General features: G+C 50.9%; 24 protein-coding genes and 1 tRNA gene. 17 read left to right on the top strand and 8 right to left on the bottom strand.

The features are described 5' to 3' along the window. Positions 1–6: 6 nt before the first annotated feature. Positions 7–531, top strand: coding sequence for a thiosulfate sulfurtransferase YgaP (gene ygaP / locus ACJHYW_RS21485; protein ID WP_001229455.1), 525 nt, complete (start codon positions 7–9; stop codon positions 529–531). 46 nt (positions 532–577) lie between these two features. Here ygaP and stpA read toward each other — a convergent pair whose 3' ends face one another. Beyond that, a complete protein-coding gene (gene stpA / locus ACJHYW_RS21480) occupies positions 578–982 on the bottom strand; it encodes a DNA-binding protein StpA (protein ID WP_000115379.1) in 405 nt (134 codons plus the stop codon). 666 nt (positions 983–1648) lie between these two features. Between stpA and alaE the strand changes: the two genes are divergently transcribed. After that, positions 1649–2098 carry an L-alanine exporter AlaE gene (alaE, locus tag ACJHYW_RS21475; RefSeq protein ID WP_000492658.1) on the top strand — a complete coding sequence of 150 codons (450 nt, stop codon included), beginning with the start codon at positions 1649–1651 and terminating at the stop codon, positions 2096–2098. Positions 2099–2134: 36 nt separating this feature from the next. On the opposite strand, the gene ACJHYW_RS21470 is transcribed toward alaE, so the two are convergent. Continuing rightward, the gene (locus ACJHYW_RS21470) at positions 2135–2479 is read right to left on the bottom strand and encodes a DUF2002 family protein (protein WP_000281320.1); all 345 of its coding nucleotides are present in this window, start codon (positions 2477–2479) and stop codon (positions 2135–2137) included. Between the two features lie 151 nt (positions 2480–2630). Here ACJHYW_RS21470 and ACJHYW_RS21465 point away from each other — a divergent pair, with 151 nt between their 5' ends. Next, entirely contained in the window at positions 2631–2960 is a 330-nt protein-coding gene (locus tag ACJHYW_RS21465) for a DUF883 domain-containing protein (protein ID WP_001295174.1), read from the top strand. Between the two features lie 56 nt (positions 2961–3016). Here ACJHYW_RS21465 and ACJHYW_RS21460 read toward each other — a convergent pair whose 3' ends face one another. Then, entirely contained in the window at positions 3017–4351 is a 1335-nt protein-coding gene (locus ACJHYW_RS21460) for a PLP-dependent aminotransferase family protein (protein WP_001138436.1), read from the bottom strand. An 87-nt stretch (positions 4352–4438) separates the two neighbouring features. Between ACJHYW_RS21460 and ACJHYW_RS21455 the strand changes: the two genes are divergently transcribed. The 14 genes from ACJHYW_RS21455 (at position 4439) to emrB (ending at position 18519) form a co-directional block, all read left to right on the top strand. After that, positions 4439–4870, top strand: coding sequence for a carboxymuconolactone decarboxylase family protein (locus tag ACJHYW_RS21455; RefSeq protein WP_000209794.1), 432 nt, complete (start codon positions 4439–4441; stop codon positions 4868–4870). 208 nt (positions 4871–5078) lie between these two features. Further along, on the top strand, positions 5079–5324 hold the full coding sequence (gene nrdH / locus ACJHYW_RS21450) for a glutaredoxin-like protein NrdH (RefSeq protein ID WP_001223233.1): 246 nt from the start codon (positions 5079–5081) through the stop codon (positions 5322–5324). Continuing rightward, positions 5321–5731 carry a class Ib ribonucleoside-diphosphate reductase assembly flavoprotein NrdI gene (nrdI, locus tag ACJHYW_RS21445; protein WP_000080947.1) on the top strand — a complete coding sequence of 137 codons (411 nt, stop codon included), beginning with the start codon at positions 5321–5323 and terminating at the stop codon, positions 5729–5731. The genes nrdH and nrdI overlap by 4 nt, the downstream gene beginning before the upstream one ends. Then, positions 5704–7848: a class 1b ribonucleoside-diphosphate reductase subunit alpha gene (nrdE, locus tag ACJHYW_RS21440; RefSeq protein WP_000246579.1), complete on the top strand. Its 2145-nt coding sequence runs from the start codon at positions 5704–5706 to the stop codon at positions 7846–7848. Before nrdI ends, nrdE begins: the two co-directional genes overlap by 28 nt. A 9-nt stretch (positions 7849–7857) precedes the next feature. Beyond that, positions 7858–8817, top strand: coding sequence for a class 1b ribonucleoside-diphosphate reductase subunit beta (gene nrdF, locus ACJHYW_RS21435; protein WP_000777955.1), 960 nt, complete (start codon positions 7858–7860; stop codon positions 8815–8817). A 355-nt stretch (positions 8818–9172) separates the two neighbouring features. Next, positions 9173–10375: a glycine betaine/L-proline ABC transporter ATP-binding protein ProV gene (gene proV / locus ACJHYW_RS21430; protein ID WP_000985486.1), complete on the top strand. Its 1203-nt coding sequence runs from the start codon at positions 9173–9175 to the stop codon at positions 10373–10375. Continuing rightward, positions 10368–11432 (top strand): glycine betaine/L-proline ABC transporter permease ProW, encoded by a 1065-nt coding sequence (gene proW / locus ACJHYW_RS21425; RefSeq protein WP_000774965.1) that lies wholly within the window; start codon positions 10368–10370, stop codon positions 11430–11432. The genes proV and proW overlap by 8 nt, the downstream gene beginning before the upstream one ends. Before the next feature lie 57 nt (positions 11433–11489). Beyond that, the gene (proX, locus tag ACJHYW_RS21420) at positions 11490–12482 is read left to right on the top strand and encodes a glycine betaine/L-proline ABC transporter substrate-binding protein ProX (protein ID WP_001216531.1); all 993 of its coding nucleotides are present in this window, start codon (positions 11490–11492) and stop codon (positions 12480–12482) included. 191 nt (positions 12483–12673) lie between these two features. Then, on the top strand, positions 12674–13858 hold the full coding sequence (locus ACJHYW_RS21415) for an MFS transporter (RefSeq protein WP_000165718.1): 1185 nt from the start codon (positions 12674–12676) through the stop codon (positions 13856–13858). A gap of 123 nt (positions 13859–13981) precedes the next feature. Continuing rightward, complete coding sequence (ygaZ, locus tag ACJHYW_RS21410; protein ID WP_000445648.1) at positions 13982–14719, top strand: L-valine exporter subunit YgaZ; 738 nt, start codon at positions 13982–13984, stop codon at positions 14717–14719. Further along, the gene (gene ygaH, locus ACJHYW_RS21405; RefSeq protein ID WP_000119745.1) at positions 14709–15044 is read left to right on the top strand and encodes an L-valine transporter subunit YgaH; all 336 of its coding nucleotides are present in this window, start codon (positions 14709–14711) and stop codon (positions 15042–15044) included. The genes ygaZ and ygaH overlap by 11 nt, the downstream gene beginning before the upstream one ends. 90 nt (positions 15045–15134) lie before the next feature. After that, a complete protein-coding gene (gene emrR, locus ACJHYW_RS21400) occupies positions 15135–15665 on the top strand; it encodes a multidrug efflux transporter EmrAB transcriptional repressor EmrR (protein WP_000378442.1) in 531 nt (176 codons plus the stop codon). 126 nt (positions 15666–15791) lie between these two features. Continuing rightward, positions 15792–16964, top strand: coding sequence for a multidrug efflux MFS transporter periplasmic adaptor subunit EmrA (emrA, locus tag ACJHYW_RS21395; protein WP_001295175.1), 1173 nt, complete (start codon positions 15792–15794; stop codon positions 16962–16964). 16 nt (positions 16965–16980) lie between these two features. Further along, positions 16981–18519 (top strand): multidrug efflux MFS transporter permease subunit EmrB, encoded by a 1539-nt coding sequence (gene emrB / locus ACJHYW_RS21390; protein ID WP_001295176.1) that lies wholly within the window; start codon positions 16981–16983, stop codon positions 18517–18519. Between the two features lie 63 nt (positions 18520–18582). Here the strand turns inward: emrB and luxS are convergent, their stop codons facing one another. The 5 genes from luxS to ACJHYW_RS21365 all read right to left on the bottom strand — a co-directional run bounded on the left by luxS (position 18583) and on the right by ACJHYW_RS21365 (position 22203). Next, entirely contained in the window at positions 18583–19098 is a 516-nt protein-coding gene (gene luxS / locus ACJHYW_RS21385; RefSeq protein WP_001130208.1) for an S-ribosylhomocysteine lyase, read from the bottom strand. 149 nt (positions 19099–19247) lie between these two features. Next, a complete protein-coding gene (gshA, locus tag ACJHYW_RS21380) occupies positions 19248–20804 on the bottom strand; it encodes a glutamate--cysteine ligase (RefSeq protein ID WP_000611781.1) in 1557 nt (518 codons plus the stop codon). Positions 20805–20876: 72 nt separating this feature from the next. After that, positions 20877–21305 (bottom strand): YqaA family protein, encoded by a 429-nt coding sequence (locus ACJHYW_RS21375; RefSeq protein ID WP_001287454.1) that lies wholly within the window; start codon positions 21303–21305, stop codon positions 20877–20879. Beyond that, positions 21302–21868, bottom strand: a complete 567-nt coding sequence (yqaB, locus tag ACJHYW_RS21370; RefSeq protein WP_000273309.1) for a fructose-1-phosphate/6-phosphogluconate phosphatase — start codon at positions 21866–21868, stop codon at positions 21302–21304. The genes ACJHYW_RS21375 and yqaB overlap by 4 nt, the downstream gene beginning before the upstream one ends. A 258-nt stretch (positions 21869–22126) precedes the next feature. Then, a tRNA-Arg gene (locus ACJHYW_RS21365) sits at positions 22127–22203 on the bottom strand. Positions 22204–22236: the final 33 nt, after the last annotated feature.

The following is a 22236-nucleotide window of genomic DNA, read 5'->3' as shown; positions in this document are numbered from 1 at the left end:
GTCACTATGGCTTTGACAACCATTTCGCCGCATGATGCACAAGAATTAATCGCACGCGGCGCAAAGTTAATCGATATTCGTGACGCTGATGAATATCTTCGTGAACATATTCCTGAAGCAGATCTGGCTCCATTATCCGTGCTGGAACAGTCAGGTCTTCCGGCTAAATTACGTCGCGAGCAAATTATATTCCACTGCCAGGCAGGTAAACGCACCAGTAATAACGCCGATAAATTAGCAGCGATTGCCGCCCCCGCAGAAATCTTTTTACTCGAAGATGGGATTGATGGCTGGAAAAAAGCAGGATTACCAGTAGCGGTAAATAAATATCAACCCTTGCCGTTAATGCGCCAGGTGCAGATCGCTGCGGGTGGTTTAATATTAATCGGCGTTATACTGGGTTATACCGTAAATAGCGGTTTCTTCTTATTAAGCGGCTTTGTTGGTGCCGGGTTACTGTTTGCAGGAATTAGCGGTTTTTGTGGGATGGCAAGGTTGTTAGATAAGATGCCGTGGAACCAACGAGCTTGAGAAGAGACGCCGGACGCGCCATAGCGGCGGCATCCGGCCTCAGTAATTAGATCAGGAAATCGTCGAGAGATTTACCTTCTGCCAGCGCCTGAGCGATTGGCTTCGGTGTACGGCCCTGACCGGTCCAGGTTTTAGTTTCACCGTTAACATCGGTGAATTTATATTTCGCCGGACGCGGCTGGCGTTTTTTACCAGCGCGTGGGGCAGCCGCAGAGTTATTACCCAATAACTCTTCCGGGTTAATTCCGTCAGCTTTCATCAGCTCCAGCCAGGTGCTAATTTTTTCCTGGCGCTCTGCCAGCTCACGCTGCTGCTGTTCTTCTTCTTCACGTCTTTCTTTAGTGACAACCCTGAATTTTTCGAGCATTTCTTCAAGAACGTCAATGGAGAATTCGCGAGCCATCGCACGGAGAGTGCGAATGTTATTTAAACTTTGTAACATTACGGACATAATAAAGAAAACCTTTTAACGCCAAAACAAAAAAGTATTTCGTCGCGTAGTGTAAGCGATCACTTATTATATTTCCACAAAATTTAATCTATTTACAGTCCTGCACGAGATTATTTCAGCTGTTATTTTCTGAAACTCTCAGAATAATTTCAAGATTATATATTAGCCATTTTGATGAGTAATTTCGGTTATTGGTGAACAGAGCGGCGCTCTCTGCTCGCTAATTCCGCAAGCCTGACAAAACCAAAGTGAATAAAAATGCAACTCAACAGAATAAAAGAAAACATCACTCACTGGTGCTTTCTGCTGTCAATGTACGTTATCTGGCATAAAAAATGCTGAAAATGACCCGGTCACGACATACACCGAATTCTCTACGCTTATAGCGTTACCTCCCCCCAAACCTTCATGAGTGAAAATAAAGGTAAACACATATCCAATTGATTTAATTAAAAATAAATCATATCGGCATGTAAAAATCCACAATGTACAAAAAACGCGCCGTTACGGAATATTTTATCTACAAAAACAGATTAAATAAAAATTTTTCACTAATTGATTAGTCATAGCCAGCGATATACGCTATGCGAAAATGCAGATGGCAATGAGATCCACTGCTTTCACCTCCATTAACATCCCATTACGCTTTTATTAAGGAGCATTAGCATGTTCTCACCGCAGTCACGCTTGCGTCATGCAGTTGCAGATACGTTCGCGATGGTTGTTTACTGTTCTGTCGTGAACATGTGTATTGAAGTTTTCCTCTCCGGAATGAGCTTCGAACAGTCTTTTTATTCCAGATTGGTAGCGATTCCGGTGAACATCTTAATTGCATGGCCATACGGTATGTACCGCGATCTGTTTATGCGCGCAGCACGCAAAGTTAGCCCGTCGGGCTGGATAAAAAATCTGGCGGATATCATGGCTTATGTGACGTTCCAGTCACCGGTGTATGTGGCGATCTTGTTAGTGGTGGGCGCAGACTGGCATCAGATTATGGCGGCAGTCAGTTCAAACATCGTTGTTTCGATGTTGATGGGGGCGGTTTATGGCTACTTCCTCGATTATTGCCGCCGACTGTTTAAAGTCAGCCGTTACCAGCAGGTAAAAGCCTGACCCTTCTTTTCGCGACTGGCATCGCCAGTCGCGTCTTTAACTGGCTTCGCCAAATAAACCATTCAAATAACGTTCAAGCGCAACACGCGAACTAAAGCCATGTGGGATACCGTAATGCTCATGACGTTCACCCGCTAAATAGAGCGGAAATTGCTGGTAATGATCGCAAGTTTTAATATCGGAAGCGGGTTCAGCCAGTGTTGAACTACGTTCTTTTAATGTTGGATGAATCACCAGGGCGGTACGTCCCATTCGCGCTTCGCGATTAACATAGACATAATTTTCCCCACGGCGGTAACCATACGCTTTCTGGGTTACCACATCGACAGTAAAACCGACTTTTTCAAGTACGCGCGCCACCTCGTCTGGTCGTAAATACATATTTGATCCTCGTTATTATCAACCGCGGGCCTACCTTACCTGATTGCGCATTCACAACGCTTTCAGAAAAGTCCATAAAGCCGCGATGAACCTCAGTTAAGAAAATTATGGTCTACACTGAAAATTACATCGAATTCTAATGGGGGATCATATGTTTAACCGACCGAACCGCAACGACGTTGATGATGGCGTGCAGGATATCCAGAATGATGTCAATCAATTAGCTGACAGTCTCGAATCTGTATTGAAGTCCTGGGGCAGCGACGCCAAAGGGGAAGCCGAAGCCGCTCGTAGTAAAGCGCAGGCTCTACTGAAAGAAACCAGGGCGCGGATGCATGGTCGTACTCGCGTCCAGCAAGCCGCGCGCGATGCCGTTGGCTGCGCGGATTCTTTTGTTCGTGAAAGACCCTGGTGTAGTGTGGGTACAGCGGCAGCGGTGGGTATTTTTATCGGCGCACTGTTAAGCATGCGCAAATCGTAGTGCAAAAATGATAATAAATACGCGTCTTTGACCCCGAAGCCTGGCTTCGGGGTTTTTTAGCTTAAGGCTTTACGTAATTGTTGTGCTACCTGTCGCGCCATACCTTCGTTAACGATATTAGTAAACGAAAGCAGTAATCCACCTTCCCCACTTGAACGGATACGCCAGTCGCTAAGTGCCTGCACCGCAAGGCCTGCAGCATTGGCTTTACGCGCATGGGCAATATCATCGCCTATCATTCTGATCACCATCTGGATACCACCTTTCTGCGGCACAACCTGAAATCCTTGCTGCGTCAACGCTTGCTCAATCCATTGCCGACGTTGAGCATAATGCTGACGCATTTTCTTCAGATGCCGCCAGAAATGCCCCTCGCGAAGAAAGTCTGCCAGTGTGTTCTGCCATAGAACAGGTACCGCACATGGAGCCAGTGACGCCTGGTGGCGGAATTGTGCAATTTGCTTCACCGGCACCACCAGCCACGCACAGCGCAATGCAGGAAATAGCGCTTTGCTGAATGTTCCGGCATAAATTACCCGCTGCGGTGCGTCGAGACTTTTCAACGCCGGTAACGGCTTACCGTGATAGCGAAACTCACTGTCATAATCATCTTCAATAATCCATGCCTGACTACGATCTGCCCATTCCAGTATCTGATGCCTGCGCGCTAAAGAGAGCGCCACACCCAGCGGACTTTGGTGTGCTGGTGTTATCAGGGCAAAACGCGCATCAGGATAATTTTGTATTCCGCTTGTGATATCCAGTCCATTGTCATCAACCGGCACAGGCAAAATTTCCACATCATGGCGAGTGACAATCGGGCGAATCAGTGGAAAGCCGGGATCTTCTATCCACATCCCGTTTCCCGGTTTCGCCAGCGCGTGCAGAATTAAAGCTATTGAGGCCGCATAACCGTGAGTGATAAAGACCTGCTCTGGCTGACAATCAATCCCACGTGAAACGCGTAAGTAATCAACTATTGCCTCGCGCAACGCCACCTCACCGCAAACATCGCCTAACGCCAAATCAAAGCGCGTCTGGGTACGAAGGCGACGCCCCATCACCCGCGCCCACAGCTCTCGCGGAAAGAGATCGAGTGCGGGTAATCCCATTTGAAATGGCAACGGTTGCTGACTTTCACCGGCAAAAGCTACAACTTGTACAGTAGATTGTTGCGGATATATCCGCTCACTGACAAATGTGCCAGCCTGTCCCCGCCTGATCAGCCATCCTTGCGCCACCAGCTCAGCATACGCATTTTCGACAGTGGATCGAGACACCCCCAGCTCCTGCGACCAGGTACGACTTGAAGGCAGCCTTGCGCCGGGTTTCAGTTCCCCTTGCTCAATAGCCGTTTTTAACTGACGGGCGATATCCTGATAGCGCGGCATATGGTCTGCTTTTTTAGGTAATTTATGGCTCTCTTTAGCAGTCCATTATAGTGCTACATTGCGGGCGTTAATAAGAGGAGAAACTGTATGACTACATTACGTCAGCCTTACTACGAACTTAGCCCGGCAGTGTATAACGCACTAGTGCAGGCCAAAACGGCACTGGAAAATAGCACGCTGGATACCACGTTGATGGAGTTAGTTTATTTGCGCGTCTCGCAAATCAACGGCTGCGCATTTTGTCTGGAGATGCACAGCAAAGCATTGCGCAAATCCGGCGTGCCACAGCACAAACTGGACGCCCTGGCAGGTTGGCTCGTAAGCCATCATTTTGATGAACGCGAGCGGGCGGCGCTGGCATGGGCGGAATCGGTAACCGAAATTGCCAGAACCCATGCGGAAGACGAGGTTTATCAGCCTTTGCTTGAGCATTTCAGCGCAGCAGAGATCAGCGACTTAACGTTTGCCATCGGGCTGATGAATTGTTTTAACCGTCTGGCCGTTTCCATGCGGATGTAACTTCTTGATGCCGGGTATTCGCCCGGCAAAAAAACACAAAATCCCCTACCCCGTTGAGCCATTCATCGGTGGCGTAATCAATCTAAAATTCCCATATCTTGTATGGTTGAATCTTTTTTCAACTACATCTAGTATCTCTGTATCAACAGAGAGACAACCCGACGCGTATCATCGCGCCGTATCTTCATTTTAAACGGAAATACGAATCATGCGCATTACTATTTACACTCGTAACGATTGCGTTCAGTGCCACGCCACCAAACGGGCGATGGAAAACCGGGGCTTTGATTTTGAAATGATTAATGTCGATCGCGTTCCTGAAGCGGCAGAAACGCTGCGTGCTCAGGGCTTTCGTCAGTTGCCGGTTGTGATTGCAGGCGATCTTAGCTGGTCTGGTTTCCGCCCGGACATGATCAATCGTCTGCATCCAGCGCCACACGCGGCCAGTGCATGAGCCAGCTCGTCTACTTTTCCAGCAGCTCCGAAAATACGCAGCGTTTTATCGAACGTTTAGGGCTGCCCGCGGTGCGCATCCCGCTCAATGAGCGGGAACGGATTCAGGTAGACGAGCCTTACATCCTGATCGTGCCCTCTTACGGCGGTGGCGGTACGGCTGGCGCGGTGCCACGACAGGTCATTCGCTTTTTAAACGACGAGCATAACCGGGCGTTGCTGCGCGGCGTTATTGCTTCGGGTAATCGCAACTTTGGTGAGGCATATGGCCGCGCCGGAGATGTGATTGCCCGGAAATGCGGCGTGCCGTGGCTGTACCGCTTTGAACTCATGGGTACGCAAAGCGATATCGAAAACGTTCGTAAAGGAGTAACCGAATTTTGGCAACGACAACCGCAGAACGCCTGACGCAGGAAACGATGGATTATCACGCTCTGAATGCGATGCTTAACCTTTACGATAGCGCAGGTCGCATTCAGTTCGATAAAGATCGCCAGGCAGTAGACGCCTTTATGACAACGCATGTGCGTCCGAACAGTGTGGCCTTCAGTAGCCAGCAGCAGCGCCTGAACTGGCTGGTTAACGAAGGTTACTATGATGAAAGCGTCCTTAATCGCTACTCTCGCGATTTTGTCATTACGCTGTTTGCCCACGCGCACGCCAGCGGTTTTCGTTTCCAGACATTCCTCGGAGCATGGAAGTTTTACACCAGCTATACGTTGAAGACATTCGACGGTAAGCGTTATCTGGAAGATTTTGCCGATCGCGTCACGATGGTGGCGCTGACGCTGGCACAAGGCGATGAAACACTGGCGACGCAGCTCACTGATGAGATGCTGTCAGGACGCTTTCAGCCAGCCACGCCAACATTCCTCAACTGCGGTAAGCAGCAGCGCGGCGAACTGGTTTCCTGTTTTCTGCTGCGTATTGAAGACAATATGGAGTCGATTGGCCGGGCAGTAAATTCCGCACTACAACTGTCGAAACGCGGCGGCGGCGTAGCATTTTTGCTGTCGAATCTGCGGGAAGCGGGCGCGCCAATTAAACGTATTGAAAATCAATCTTCTGGCGTGATTCCGGTGATGAAAATGCTGGAAGACGCATTTTCCTATGCCAACCAACTCGGCGCGCGTCAGGGGGCTGGGGCAGTCTATTTACATGCTCATCATCCCGATATTCTGCGTTTTCTCGATACAAAACGGGAAAATGCCGACGAAAAAATCCGCATTAAAACACTGTCGCTGGGCGTGGTGATCCCAGATATCACTTTCCATCTGGCAAAAGAGAATGCGCAGATGGCGCTGTTTTCGCCTTATGACGTAGAGCGAGTTTATGGCAAGCCATTTGCCGATGTCGCCATCAGTGAACACTATGACGAACTGGTTGCCGATGAACGCATTCGCAAAAAATACCTCAACGCCCGTGATTTCTTCCAGCGACTGGCAGAGATCCAGTTTGAGTCTGGCTATCCGTACATCATGTATGAAGACACGGTTAACCGTGCTAACCCTATCGCCGGGCGCATAAATATGAGCAATCTCTGCTCAGAAATTTTGCAGGTTAACAGCGCCTCAGAGTATGACGAGAATCTCGACTATGCCCGTACAGGCCATGATATTTCCTGCAATCTAGGGTCGTTGAATATTGCCCACACCATGGATTCCCCCGACTTTGCCCGCACGGTAGAGACTGCCGTACGCGGTTTAACGGCGGTGTCAGATATGAGTCATATCCGCAGCGTGCCGTCCATCGAAGCCGGAAATGCCGCCTCACACGCCATCGGTCTGGGGCAGATGAATTTACACGGTTATCTGGCGCGAGAAGGCATCGCTTATGGGTCGCCGGAAGCACTGGATTTCACCAATCTCTATTTCTATACCATCACCTGGCACGCACTGCGTACCTCGATGTTGCTGGCGCGCGAACGCGGTGAAACCTTCGCCGGGTTCAAACAGTCACGCTATGCCAGTGGTGAATATTTCAGCCAATATCTGCAAGGTAACTGGCAGCCGAAAACAGCGAAAGTTGGCGAACTGTTTGCCCGTAGTGGTATTACGTTACCTACCCGTGAGATGTGGGCGCAGCTGCGCGACGACGTGATGCGCTATGGCATATACAACCAGAATCTCCAGGCGGTGCCGCCAACTGGTTCTATCTCTTATATCAACCATGCCACGTCGAGTATTCATCCGATTGTGGCGAAAGTCGAGATACGCAAAGAGGGCAAAACAGGACGCGTTTACTACCCTGCCCCGTTTATGACTAACGAAAATCTGGCGCTGTATCAGGACGCTTACGAAATCGGCGCAGAAAAGATCATCGACACCTACGCGGAAGCGACTCGCCATGTCGATCAGGGGCTGTCGCTGACGCTGTTTTTCCCCGATACCGCCACCACTCGCGATATCAACAAAGCGCAGATTTACGCCTGGCGCAAAGGTATCAAAACGCTCTACTACATCCGCCTGCGTCAGATGGCGCTGGAAGGCACTGAAATTGAAGGCTGCGTCTCCTGTGCACTTTAAGGAATATCTATGAAACTCTCACGTATCAGCGCCATCAACTGGAACAAGATATCTGACGATAAAGATCTGGAGGTGTGGAACCGCCTGACCAGCAATTTCTGGCTCCCGGAAAAGGTGCCGCTGTCGAACGATATTCCTGCATGGCAGACATTAAGTGTCGTAGAACAACAACTGACGATGCGCGTTTTTACTGGCCTGACGCTGCTCGACACGCTGCAAAATGTTATCGGCGCGCCTTCGCTGATGCCCGATGCGCTCACGCCCCATGAAGAGGCGGTATTAACGAATATCAGCTTTATGGAAGCGGTTCATGCCCGCTCTTACAGTTCGATTTTCTCGACGCTGTGCCAGACCAAAGATGTCGATGCCGCCTACGCCTGGAGTGAAGAAAACGCACCGTTGCAGCGAAAAGCTCAGATTATTCAGCAACATTATCGCGGGGATGATCCGCTGAAAAAGAAAATCGCCAGTGTGTTTCTTGAATCTTTTTTGTTCTATTCCGGTTTCTGGCTGCCGATGTATTTTTCCAGCCGCGGAAAGCTAACCAATACCGCAGACCTGATCCGTCTGATTATCCGCGATGAAGCAGTCCACGGTTATTACATCGGCTATAAATATCAGAAAAACATGGAAAAGATCTCCCAGGCACAACGTGAAGAGTTGAAGAGTTTCGCCTTCGATTTATTGCTGGAACTCTACGACAACGAGTTGCAATACACCGATGAGCTGTACGCCGAAACCCCGTGGGCTGACGATGTGAAAGCGTTTCTCTGTTACAACGCCAATAAGGCGTTGATGAATCTGGGCTACGAACCGTTATTTCCCGCAGAAATGGCGGAAGTGAATCCGGCAATCCTCGCCGCGCTTTCGCCGAATGCCGATGAAAATCACGATTTCTTTTCCGGTTCAGGCTCCTCTTATGTGATGGGAAAAGCGGTCGAAACAGAAGATGAAGACTGGAATTTCTGAGGGGGTTATTTTCAAAAATATCACTACCCGCGACAGGGAAATAATTCCCACCAAATAGCTTTTTATCACGCAAATATTTTGTGGTGATCTACACTGACACTCTGTTGCATTATTCGCCTGAAACCACAATATTCAGGCGTTTTTTCGCTATCTTTGACAAAAAATATCAACTTTTCTCGATTTGCTCTCAGCCCTTATATCATGGGAAATTCCGGCGATTTGCTCACATCAATATTCATGCCACATTTGCCATCAGGGGTTGCCTCAGATTCTCAGTATGTTAGGGTAGAAAAAAGTGACTATTTCCATTGGGTAATGTATCGACATAAACAAATAACAGGAATCTTTCTATTGCATGGCAATTAAATTAGAAATTAAAAATCTTTATAAAATATTTGGTGAGCATCCACAGCGAGCTTTCAAATATATCGAACAAGGACTTTCAAAAGAACAAATTCTGGAAAAAACTGGGCTATCGCTTGGCGTAAAAGACGCCAGTCTGGCCATTGAAGAAGGCGAGATATTTGTCATCATGGGATTATCCGGTTCGGGTAAATCCACAATGGTACGCCTTCTCAATCGCCTGATTGAACCCACCCGCGGGCAAGTGCTGATTGATGGTGTGGATATTGCCAAAATATCCGACGCCGAACTCCGTGAGGTGCGCAGAAAAAAGATTGCGATGGTATTCCAGTCCTTTGCCTTAATGCCGCATATGACCGTGCTGGACAATACTGCGTTCGGTATGGAACTGGCCGGAATTAATGCCGAAGAACGCAGGGAAAAAGCCCTTGATGCACTGCATCAGGTCGGGCTGGAAAATTATGCCCACAGCTACCCGGATGAACTCTCTGGCGGGATGCGTCAACGTGTGGGATTAGCCCGCGCGTTAGCGATTAATCCGGATATATTATTAATGGACGAAGCCTTCTCAGCACTCGATCCATTAATTCGCACCGAGATGCAGGATGAGCTGGTAAAATTACAGGCAAAACATCAGCGCACCATTGTCTTTATTTCCCACGATCTCGATGAAGCTATGCGTATTGGTGACCGAATTGCCATTATGCAAAATGGTGAAGTGGTGCAGGTTGGTACACCGGATGAAATTCTTAATAATCCGGCGAATGATTATGTTCGTACCTTCTTCCGTGGCGTCGATATTAGCCAGGTATTCAGTGCGAAAGATATTGCCCGTCGTACACCGAACGGCTTAATTCGTAAAACCCCCGGCTTCGGCCCGCGTTCGGCACTGAAATTATTGCAGGATGAAGATCGCGAATATGGCTACGTCATCGAACGCGGTAATAAGTTTGTCGGCGCTGTATCTATCGATTCGCTTAAAGCCGCGTTAACGCAGCAGCAAGGTCTTGATGCGGCGCTGATTGATGCGCCGTTAGCGGTCGATGCACAAACGCCTCTTAGCGAGTTGCTCTCTCATGTCGGACAGGCACCCTGTGCGGTGCCCGTGGTCGACGAGGACCAACAGTATGTCGGCATCATTTCGAAAGGAATGCTGCTGCGCGCTTTAGATCGTGAGGGGGTAAATAATGGCTGATCAAAATAATCCGTGGGATACCACGCCAGCGGCGGACAGTGCCGCACAATCCGCAGACGCCTGGGGTACACCGGCTGCTGCACCGACTGACGGCGGTGGTGCTGACTGGCTGACCAGTACGCCTGCGCCAAACGTCGAGCATTTTAATATTCTCGATCCGTTCCATAAAACGCTAATCCCGCTCGACAGTTGGGTCACTGAAGGGATCGACTGGGTCGTTACCCATTTTCGTCCCGTCTTTCAGGGCGTGCGCGTTCCGGTTGATTACATCCTCAACGGTTTCCAGCAATTGCTGCTGGGTATGCCCGCGCCGGTGGCGATTATCGTTTTCGCTCTCATCGCCTGGCAGATTTCCGGGGTCGGAATGGGTGTGGCGACGCTGGTTTCGCTGATTGCCATCGGCGCAATCGGTGCCTGGTCGCAGGCCATGGTTACCCTGGCGCTGGTGTTAACCGCCCTGCTGTTCTGTATCGTCATCGGTTTGCCGTTGGGGATCTGGCTGGCGAGAAGTCCGCGAGCGGCGAAAATTATTCGTCCACTGCTTGATGCCATGCAGACCACGCCCGCGTTTGTTTATCTGGTGCCAATCGTCATGCTGTTTGGTATCGGCAACGTGCCGGGCGTGGTGGTGACGATCATCTTTGCGCTGCCGCCGATTATCCGTCTGACGATTCTGGGAATTAACCAGGTTCCGGCGGATCTGATTGAAGCCTCGCGCTCATTCGGTGCCAGCCCGCGCCAGATGCTGTTCAAAGTTCAGTTACCGCTGGCGATGCCAACCATTATGGCGGGCGTTAACCAGACGCTGATGCTGGCCCTTTCTATGGTGGTCATCGCCTCGATGATTGCCGTCGGCGGGCTGGGTCAGATGGTACTTCGCGGTATCGGTCGTCTGGATATGGGGCTTGCCACCGTTGGCGGCGTCGGGATTGTGATCCTCGCCATTATCCTCGACCGCCTGACGCAGGCCGTTGGGCGCGACTCACGCAGTCGCGGCAACCGTCGCTGGTACACCACTGGCCCTGTCGGTCTGCTGACCCGCCCATTCATTAAGTAACTCTGCACTTGCCCGGTGACGCCGGGCATTATCACCCTGCCAAAAAAAGGAATAACAATGCGACATAGCGTACTTTTTGCGACAGCGTTTGCCACGCTTATCTCTACACAAACTTTTGCTGCCGATCTGCCGGGCAAAGGCATTACTGTTAATCCAGTTCAGAGTACCATCACTGAAGAAACCTTCCAGACGCTGCTGGTCAGTCGTGCACTGGAGAAATTAGGTTATACCGTCAATAAACCCAGCGAAGTGGATTACAACGTTGGCTACACCTCACTTGCTTCCGGCGATGCAACCTTCACCGCCGTGAACTGGACGCCGCTGCATGACAACATGTATGAAGCTGCCGGTGGCGATAAGAAATTTTATCGTGAAGGAGTATTTGTTAACGGCGCGGCACAGGGTTATCTGATCGATAAGAAAACCGCCGACCAGTACAAAATCACCAACATCGCGCAACTTAAAGATCCGAAGATCGCCAAACTGTTCGATACCAACGGCGACGGTAAAGCGGATTTAACCGGCTGTAACCCAGGCTGGGGCTGCGAAGGTGCGATCAACCACCAGCTTGCCGCGTATGGACTGACCAATACCGTGACGCATAATCAGGGGAACTACGCAGCGATGATGGCTGACACCATCAGTCGTTACAAAGAGGGTAAGCCGGTGTTTTACTACACCTGGACGCCGTACTGGGTGAGTAACGAACTGAAACCGGGGAAAGATGTGGTCTGGTTGCAGGTGCCGTTCTCCGCACTGCCGGGCGATAAAAATGCCGATACCAAACTGCCGAATGGCGCGAATTACGGCTTCCCGGTCAGTACCATGCATATCGTTGCCAACAAAGCCTGGGCCGAGAAAAATCCGGCGGCAGCGAAACTGTTTGCCATTATGCAGTTGCCAGTGGCAGATATTAACGCCCAGAACGCCATTATGCATGACGGCAAAGCCTCAGAAGGCGATATTCAGGGCCACGTTGATGGCTGGATCAAAGCCCACCAGCAGCAGTTCGATGGCTGGGTGAATGAAGCGCTGGCAGCGCAGAAGTAATTTTTATTCGGGCGGATAAGGCGTTTTTGCCTCATCCGCCGCTCTGTACACAATGCCTGATGCGACGCTGGCGCGTCTTATCATACCTACAAACCACACCGCACATTTCAACAATCTATCTTTCATCCCATATTCATCAACATCCGCTATTATTGATTTCCAGCTTAATCATCACCTGATGAACAAAAATAATGACTAAACCTAATCATGAGCTTAGCCCGGCGCTGATCGTGCTGATGTCTATCGCCACCGGTCTGGCGGTAGCCAGTAACTATTACGCCCAGCCATTGCTCGACACCATCGCGCGTAACTTTTCCCTTTCCGCCAGTTCGGCAGGCTTTATTGTTACCGCCGCGCAGTTGGGCTATGCCGCAGGTCTGCTGTTTCTTGTTCCCCTCGGTGATATGTTTGAACGCCGCCGCCTGATTGTCTCGATGACCTTACTGGCGGCAGGCGGCATGTTAATCACTGCCAGCAGTCAGTCGCTGGCGATGATGATCCTCGGTACGGCATTAACCGGTTTATTCTCAGTCGTGGCACAAATTCTGGTTCCGCTGGCAGCGACGCTGGCTTCACCGGACAAACGCGGCAAAGTGGTCGGCACCATTATGAGCGGGCTGCTGTTGGGGATCTTGCTGGCACGGACCGTTGCCGGATTGCTGGCGAGTCTCGGTGGCTGGCGAACTGTCTTTTGGGTCGCTTCGGTATTAATGGCACTGATGGCGCTGGCATTATGGCGTGGTCTGCCACAAATGAAATCAGAAACCCACCTCAACTACCCACAGTTGCTAGGTTCTGTTTTCAGCATGTTTATCAGCGATAAAATCCTGCGCACCCGCGCGTTGCTGGGCTGCCTGACCTTTGCCAACTTCAGCATTCTCTGGACCTCAATGGCCTTTTTGCTTGCCGCTCCACCTTTTAACTACAGCGATGGCGTAATTGGTCTGTTCGGACTTGCAGGAGCTGCCGGGGCGTTAGGCGCTCGTCCGGCGGGCGGTTTTGCCGATAAGGGCAAATCACACCTCACCACAACTTTCGGCCTGCTGCTGCTGTTACTTTCATGGCTGGCTATCTGGTTTGGACACACTTCTGTACTGGCGCTGGTTATCGGCATCCTGGTGCTGGATCTCACCGTACAGGGGGTGCACATCACTAACCAGACGGTAATTTATCGAATTTACCCCGATGCGCGTAATCGCCTGACTGCAGGTTACATGACCAGCTACTTTATTGGCGGTGCTGCCGGTTCGCTAATTTCAGCCTCAGCCTGGCAACATGGCGGTTGGGCAGGCGTTTGTCTGGCTGGCGCGACGATTGCCCTGGTTAACTTACTAGTCTGGTGGCGAGGTTTTCATCGTCAGGAAGCCGCAAATTAAGCAATCAGCAACCGTTTTCGTGGCTTTACACTTATAAGGGTGTTAAGAAGCCCATCAGTCTGATAAGGTTAAGATATTCATTCAGTCTATTTATAATATTAACAATCGTTAAGCGTACACTCTATGGAAAGCCCTACTCCACAGCCTGCTCCTGGTTCGGCGACCTTCATGGAAGGATGCAAAGACAGTTTACCGATTGTTATTAGTTATATTCCGGTGGCCTTTGCGTTCGGTCTGAATGCGACCCGTCTGGGATTCTCTCCTCTCGAAAGCATTTTTTTCTCCTGCATCATTTATGCAGGCGCGAGCCAGTTCGTCATTACCGCGATGCTGGCAGCCGGGAGTAGTTTGTGGGTTGCTGCACTGACCGTCATGGCAATGGATGTTCGCCATGTTTTGTATGGCCCGTCACTGCGTAGCCGTATTATTCAGCGTCTGCAAAAATCGAAAACCGCCCTGTGGGCATTTGGCCTGACGGATGAGGTTTTTGCCGCCGCAACCGCAAAACTGGTACGCAATAATCGCCGCTGGAGCGAGAACTGGATGATCGGCATTGCCTTCAGTTCATGGTCATCGTGGGTATTTGGTACGGTAATAGGGGCATTCTCCGGCAGCGGCTTGCTGCAAGGTTATCCCGCCGTTGAAGCAGCATTAGGTTTTATGCTTCCGGCACTCTTTATGAGTTTCCTGCTCGCCTCTTTCCAGCGCAAACAATCTCTTTGCGTTACCGCAGCGTTAGTTGGTGCCCTTGCAGGCGTAACGCTATTTTCTATTCCCGTCGCCATTCTGGCAGGCATTGTCTGTGGCTGCCTCACTGCGTTAATCCAGGCATTCTGGCAAGGAGCGCCCGATGAGCTATGAGGTTTTGCTGCTTGGGTTACTGGTTGGCGCGGCGAATTATTGCTTCCGCTATTTGCCGCTGCGCCTGCGTGTGGGTAATGCCCGCCCAACCAAACGTGGCGCGATAGGCATATTGCTCGACACCATTGGCATCGCCTCGATATGCGCTCTGCTGGTTGTCTCTACCGCACCAGAAGTGATGCACGATACACGCCGTTTCGTGCCCACGCTGGTCGGCTTCGCGGTACTGGGTGCCAGTTTCTATAAAACACGCAGCATTATCATCCCAACACTGCTTAGTGCGCTGGCCTATGGGCTCGCCTGGAAAGTGATGGCGATTATATAACCCACAAGAATCATTTTTCTAAAACAATACATTTACTTTATTTGTCACTGTCGTTACTATATCGGCTGAAATTAATGAGGTCATACCCAAATGGATAGTTCGTTTACGCCCATTGAACAAATGCTAAAATTTCGCGCCAGCCGCCACGAAGATTTTCCTTATCAGGAGATCCTTCTGACTCGTCTTTGCATGCACATGCAAAGCAAGCTGCTGGAGAACCGCAATAAAATGCTGAAGGCTCAGGGGATTAACGAGACGTTGTTTATGGCGTTGATTACGCTGGAGTCTCAGGAAAACCACAGTATTCAGCCTTCTGAATTGAGTTGTGCTCTTGGATCATCCCGTACCAACGCGACGCGTATTGCCGATGAACTGGAAAAACGCGGTTGGATCGAACGTCGTGAAAGCGATAACGATCGCCGCTGCCTGCATCTGCAATTAACGGAAAAAGGTCACGAGTTTTTGCGCGAGGTTTTACCGCCGCAGCATAACTGCCTGCATCAACTCTGGTCCGCGCTCAGCACAACAGAAAAAGACCAGCTCGAGCAAATCACCCGCAAATTGCTCTCCCGTCTCGACCAGATGGAACAAGACGGTGTGGTTCTCGAAGCGATGAGCTAACGCGTCATCTCGCTCAAAAATCCAGATTTATAAAAGAAAAAATAACCGGCCAGCATCGCAACATGCTGGCCTTTTTGGCAAGCAGGTCGGCTCAGCCGATGAGTTAAGAAGATCGTGGAGAACAATATGAGCGCAAATGCGGAGACTCAAACCCCGCAGCAACCGGTAAAGAAGAGCGGCAAACGTAAGCGTCTGCTCCTCCTTCTCACCTTGCTCTTTATAATTATTGCCGTAGCGATAGGGATTTATTGGTTTTTGGTACTGCGTCATTTCGAAGAAACCGATGACGCATACGTGGCAGGGAATCAGATTCAAATTATGTCTCAGGTGTCTGGCAGCGTGACGAAAGTCTGGGCCGATAACACCGATTTTGTAAAAGAAGGCGACGTGCTGGTCACTCTCGACCCGACAGATGCTCGCCAGGCGTTTGAAAAAGCCAAAACTGCACTGGCTTCCAGCGTTCGCCAAACCCACCAGCTGATGATTAACAGCAAACAGTTGCAGGCGAATATTGAGGTGCAAAAAATCGCCCTCGCGAAAGCACAAAGCGACTACAACCGCCGTGTGCCGCTGGGCAATGCCAACCTGATTGGTCGCGAAGAGCTGCAACACGCCCGCGACGCCGTTACCAGTGCCCAGGCACAACTGGACGTCGCTATTCAACAATACAATGCCAATCAGGCGATGATTCTGGGGACTAAACTGGAAGATCAGCCTGCCGTGCAACAGGCTGCCACCGAAGTACGTAACGCCTGGCTGGCGCTGGAGCGTACCCGTATTGTCAGTCCGATGACCGGTTATGTCTCCCGCCGCGCGGTACAGCCTGGGGCGCAAATTAGCCCAACGACGCCGCTGATGGCGGTCGTTCCAGCCACCAATATGTGGGTGGATGCCAACTTTAAAGAGACGCAGATTGCCAATATGCGTATCGGTCAACCGGTCACCATCACCACCGATATTTACGGCGATGATGTGAAATACACCGGTAAAGTGGTTGGTCTGGATATGGGCACAGGTAGCGCGTTCTCACTGCTTCCGGCGCAAAACGCCACCGGTAACTGGATCAAAGTCGTTCAGCGTCTGCCTGTGCGTATTGAACTGGACCAGAAACAGCTGGAGCAATACCCGCTGCGTATCGGTTTATCCACGCTGGTGAGCGTCAATACCACTAACCGTGACGGTCAGGTACTGGCAAATAAAGTACGTTCCACACCGGTAGCGGTAAGCACCGCGCGTGAAATCAGCCTGGCACCTGTCAATAAACTGATCGACGATATCGTAAAAGCTAACGCTGGCTAATCCAGAGGTGCGTGTGATGCAACAGCAAAAACCGCTGGAAGGCGCGCAACTGGTCATTATGACGATTGCGCTGTCACTGGCGACATTCATGCAGGTGCTGGACTCCACCATTGCTAACGTGGCGATCCCCACTATCGCCGGGAATCTGGGCTCATCGCTCAGCCAGGGAACGTGGGTAATCACTTCTTTCGGGGTGGCGAATGCCATCTCGATCCCGCTTACCGGCTGGCTGGCAAAGCGCGTCGGGGAAGTGAAACTGTTCCTCTGGTCCACCATCGCCTTCGCTATTGCGTCGTGGGCATGTGGTGTCTCCAGCAGCCTGAATATGCTGATCTTCTTCCGCGTGATTCAGGGGATTGTCGCCGGGCCGCTGATCCCGCTTTCGCAAAGTCTATTGCTGAATAACTACCCGCCAGCCAAACGCTCGATCGCGCTGGCGTTGTGGTCGATGACGGTGATTGTTGCGCCAATTTGCGGCCCGATCCTCGGCGGTTATATCAGTGATAATTACCACTGGGGCTGGATATTCTTCATCAACGTGCCGATTGGCGTGGCGGTGGTGTTGATGACACTGCAAACTCTGCGCGGACGTGAAACCCGCACCGAACGGCGGCGGATTGATGCCGTGGGGCTGGCACTGCTGGTTATTGGTATCGGCAGCCTGCAGATTATGCTCGACCGCGGTAAAGAGCTGGACTGGTTCTCATCACAGGAAATTATCATCCTCACCGTGGTGGCGGTGGTGGCTATCTGCTTCCTGATTGTCTGGGAGCTGACCGACGATAACCCGATAGTCGATCTGTCGTTGTTTAAGTCGCGCAACTTCACCATCGGCTGCTTGTGTATCAGCCTCGCGTATATGCTCTACTTCGGCGCGATTGTTCTGCTGCCGCAGTTGTTGCAGGAGGTCTACGGTTACACGGCGACGTGGGCAGGGCTGGCCTCTGCGCCGGTAGGAATTATTCCGGTGATCCTGTCGCCGATTATCGGCCGCTTCGCGCATAAACTGGATATGCGCCGACTGGTAACCTTCAGCTTTATTATGTATGCCGTCTGCTTCTACTGGCGTGCCTATACCTTTGAACCGGGTATGGATTTTGGCGCGTCGGCCTGGCCACAGTTTATCCAGGGTTTTGCGGTGGCCTGCTTCTTTATGCCGCTGACCACCATTACGCTGTCCGGTTTGCCACCGGAACGACTGGCGGCAGCATCGAGCCTCTCCAACTTTACGCGAACGCTGGCGGGGTCTATCGGCACATCGATAACCACGACTATGTGGACCAACCGCGAGTCGATGCACCATGCGCAGTTGACTGAGTCGGTAAACCCGTTCAACCCGAATGCCCAGGCGATGTATAGTCAACTGGAAGGGCTTGGGATGACGCAACAGCAGGCATCAGGCTGGATTGCCCAGCAGATCACCAATCAGGGGCTGATTATTTCCGCCAATGAGATCTTCTGGATGTCAGCCGGGATATTCCTCGTCCTGCTGGGGCTGGTGTGGTTTGCTAAACCGCCATTTGGCGCAGGTGGCGGCGGAGGCGGTGCGCACTAAGTACAACTAAGCCAGTTCATTTGAACTGGCTTTTTTCAATTAATTGTGAAGATAGTTTACTGACTAGATGTGCAGTTCCTGCAACTTCTCTTTCGGCAGCGCCAGTTCTTCGTTGCTGTTGATGCGCACGTCACGTTCCAGAATGTTACGCGCAATATCCTGCGCTTCCTGCAACGAGTGCATCTGGTAAGTGCCACACTGGTAGACGTTCAGTTCCGGGATCTGATTCTGATCCTGCACTTTCAGCACGTCTTCCATTGCCGCTTTCCAGGCATCAGCGACACGCTGCTCATCTGGCGTACCAATCAGACTCATATAAAAACCGGTGCGGCAGCCCATTGGCGAGATATCGATAATCTCTACGCCATTACCGTTAAGATGGTTACGCATAAAACCAGCAAACAGGTGCTCCAGGGTATGGATCCCTCTTTCTGGCATCACTTCTTTGTTCGGCACGCAGAAGCGCAGATCGAACACGGTGATTGCGTCGCCATGCGGGGTGTTCATTGTTTTCGCCACCCGAACTGCAGGCGCTTCCATCCGGGTATGATCGACTGTGAAGCTATCTAACAACGGCATTTAGCCACCTCCGGTAATTTTTTTAAAAATTTTCTGAACTCTTTCTTCCCAGGCGAGTCTGAGTATATGAAAGACGCGCATTTGTTATCATCATCCCTGAATTCAGAGATGAAATTTTGGCCACTCACGAGTGGCCTTTTTCTTTTCTGTCAGGCGTGTTTTTCCAGCCACACCGCAAACGGTTCGGTATCAGCGGCTTCCATTTCCTGCTGACGGCGTTCAGACGCCTCGCGCTCGGCGACAAAATCCTCTTCGCGCAGAATTTCCAACGGCTCTTCACGCAGCAGATTACGGTACGCTTCAGCAAACGCTTTGCCTGTTCCGCCAATACCAGTATCAATCATAGACCTTAAGATACGGGCAGAGAAAGTCAGATCGGGATTATCGAAGCAGGCGACCAGTTCATCACACACTTTCTGATACGCTTCGCCGCCGTTAATGCTATCCAGCGTTTGCGCGACGCGTTTCAGATCGCGGAACAGATCTTTACCCACCTGCGGTAACGGGAACTGCGCGGTTTCGCAGCCGATACCCAGCGTCAGGCCCGGTTTGCGACCTTCGAGGATCACCCGGTTCCAGTTAACGCGTGTACAGGCAAGTTCGCTACTGCTCATTTCCGGTGCATCAGCCAGCGCACACCAGACCATAAACAGGTCGAGGAATCGCACCTGTTGTTCATCTACACCAATCGGCGAGAACGGGTTGATGTCCAGCGAACGCACTTCAATATATTCAATACCGCCACGTAACAGCGCATCAGAAGGCGACTCGCCGCTGCGGGTAACGCGTTTTGGACGAATCGGCGCGTACAGTTCGTTTTCAATCTGCAGCACGTTGCTGTTGATTTGCAGCCGCTTACCGTCTTTCTCAATACCAATCTTCGCGTACTCTTCCGATGGCGTTTTGATTGCCTGTTTAAGGCCCGCCACGTACTCGTAGAGATCATTGAAGGTGATACCAAGATTGCTTTGCGATTTATTGGTATAGCCAAGATCGCTCAAACGAAGAGAGGTCGCATACGGCAGGTAATACATACCGCACTCGGTTTTCTCAAACGGCAGCGACGTTGGTTTTCCTTGCAGGAAAGAAGAACAAATCGCTGGAGACGCACCAAACAGATAAGGAATGACCCAACCGAAACGATAGTAATTGCGGATAACGCGGAAATAGCCCGCAGAAATTTTCTCTTTGGCATCAGCGCCCGCGATATCACCGCACTTCGCTTGCCAGAATGCCATTGGCAAAGAGAAATTGTAGTGCACGCCGGAAATGGTTTGCATCAGCGCGCCGTAGCGATTTTTCAGCCCTTCACGGTACAGCGTTTTAAAGCGTCCGGTGTTAGAAGTGCCGTACTGTGCCAGTTCGATGTCCTGACCTTCTGCGATGTAGCATGGCATACTTAACGGCCACATCCGCTCATCGCCCATATTGCGCGCCGTATAACGATGCAGATCACGCATAAAGGTCAGCATATGTTCGATATCACCATCCACTGGTGTAATGAATTCCAGCAATGCTTCCGCAAAATCGGTAGTAATCCATTTGTGCGTCAGTGCGGAACCTAATGCTTCAGGATGACCTGTTGTTGCCAATGTGCCATCAGCATTAACACGCAAAGTTTCGCGCTCCAGCCCACGCTGTATCCCCTTTAACGCCTGAGGATGTTTTTCCAGCCAGGCCAGCGCCTGTGATACGTCCGGGATCAAATTGACCTCCCGCCTGTCAAAATCGTTTTAATTAGCATAACTGTAATGGTGACCATATGTGCAGGCCTACAATTAGTGCCACCACATCATGCCCTGAACGGTAGCTGCTGCAACTGCAACATAGCGTAACGCTTTACCAAGGCACAAAAAAAAGATTACCGGTCCCCACGAGATGCGCATCCATCCCGCTAACAGACACAGTAAATCGCCAACCACGGGCATCCAGCTTAATAATAGCGTGACTGCACCATAGCGTTTCAGCCAGCCGGTAGCTTTCTCTTGCCAGCGCGATGTTTTACGCAATGGAAAGAAACGCCCAAGGATAACGTTAGTTAACCCTCCAAGGCTATTACCCATTGTTGCTGTTAAAACTAAAACCCAGGGATGACTGATCCCGGAAAGCAACATTGCCACCAGCACGACTTCGGAGTTGCCGGGTAATAGTGTAGCGCTGAGAAAACTACTGGCAAACAACGAGAAAAGCGATAACGCTTCACTCACAGCAAGCGAACATCCACAGCGTCCATGCCTGCTGCACGGGCCGCCTGAATACCGAAATCGGCATCTTCAAAGACCACACACTGTGTCGGTTGCACGCCCATACGCTGCGCGCACAACAAAAATGTGTCTGGCGCGGGTTTATGGTGTTTGACGTGATCGGCAGCGACGACGGCGTCAAAATAACGGCGTAATCCCAGGTGCGCCAGCAATGCCTCAGCGATGGCGCTTTCACTCCCCGTTCCTACAGCCATTGGGCGACGACCATGCCAACTTTTCACCACTTCAACAAGAGGAAGCGGCTCGACACTATCCAGCAGCATACTTCTTACTGCTTCTGTTTTTTCACGCGCTAACGCATGCGGGTCGAGATCGGCCTGATTCAGCTCAATAATTGCCTGAGCAATACGCCAGGTGGGCGAGCCATTAAGCGCAATCATCGCCTGAACATCGTACTGAAGACCGTAGTGCCCTAATACTTCGCGCCACGCTTTACGGTGCGTAGGCTCGGTATCCAGGATGGTGCCATCCATATCAAAAATTAAACCTGCATAACGCTCGTACATGGTCTTCTCGCAAGTCGAAAAATATGACGCTACTTTAGCGTAATTGCTTGATTTTGTCGCTGATGGCGAAGGAGAAGAAAATTCAGGAAATGGATAAAGTAGTTATTTAGAAATGAGATATTTTTGAAGGAAATTTTTTGGATAATATGGTGCATCCGGGAGGATGACTCACTGGCGTTCGCCCTTCGGGCCGCTGCTGGCGTGCGGTTAATATCGCTACCTCTTCGATACCTTCATTGCTGAAGGTTACGGAGAATATGGTGCATCCGGGAGGATTCGAACCTCCGACCGCTCGGTTCGTAGCCGAGTACTCTATCCAGCTGAGCTACGGATGCATCGGGAAATTTATTTTACTGCTGATATTGATA

This window comes from Escherichia sp. WS3063 (assembly GCF_046486595.1).
GTDB lineage: Bacteria > Pseudomonadota > Gammaproteobacteria > Enterobacterales > Enterobacteriaceae > Escherichia > Escherichia coli.
Note: the sequence above shows the minus strand (reverse complement) of the source record. Positions and strands in the feature narration are given on the sequence as shown.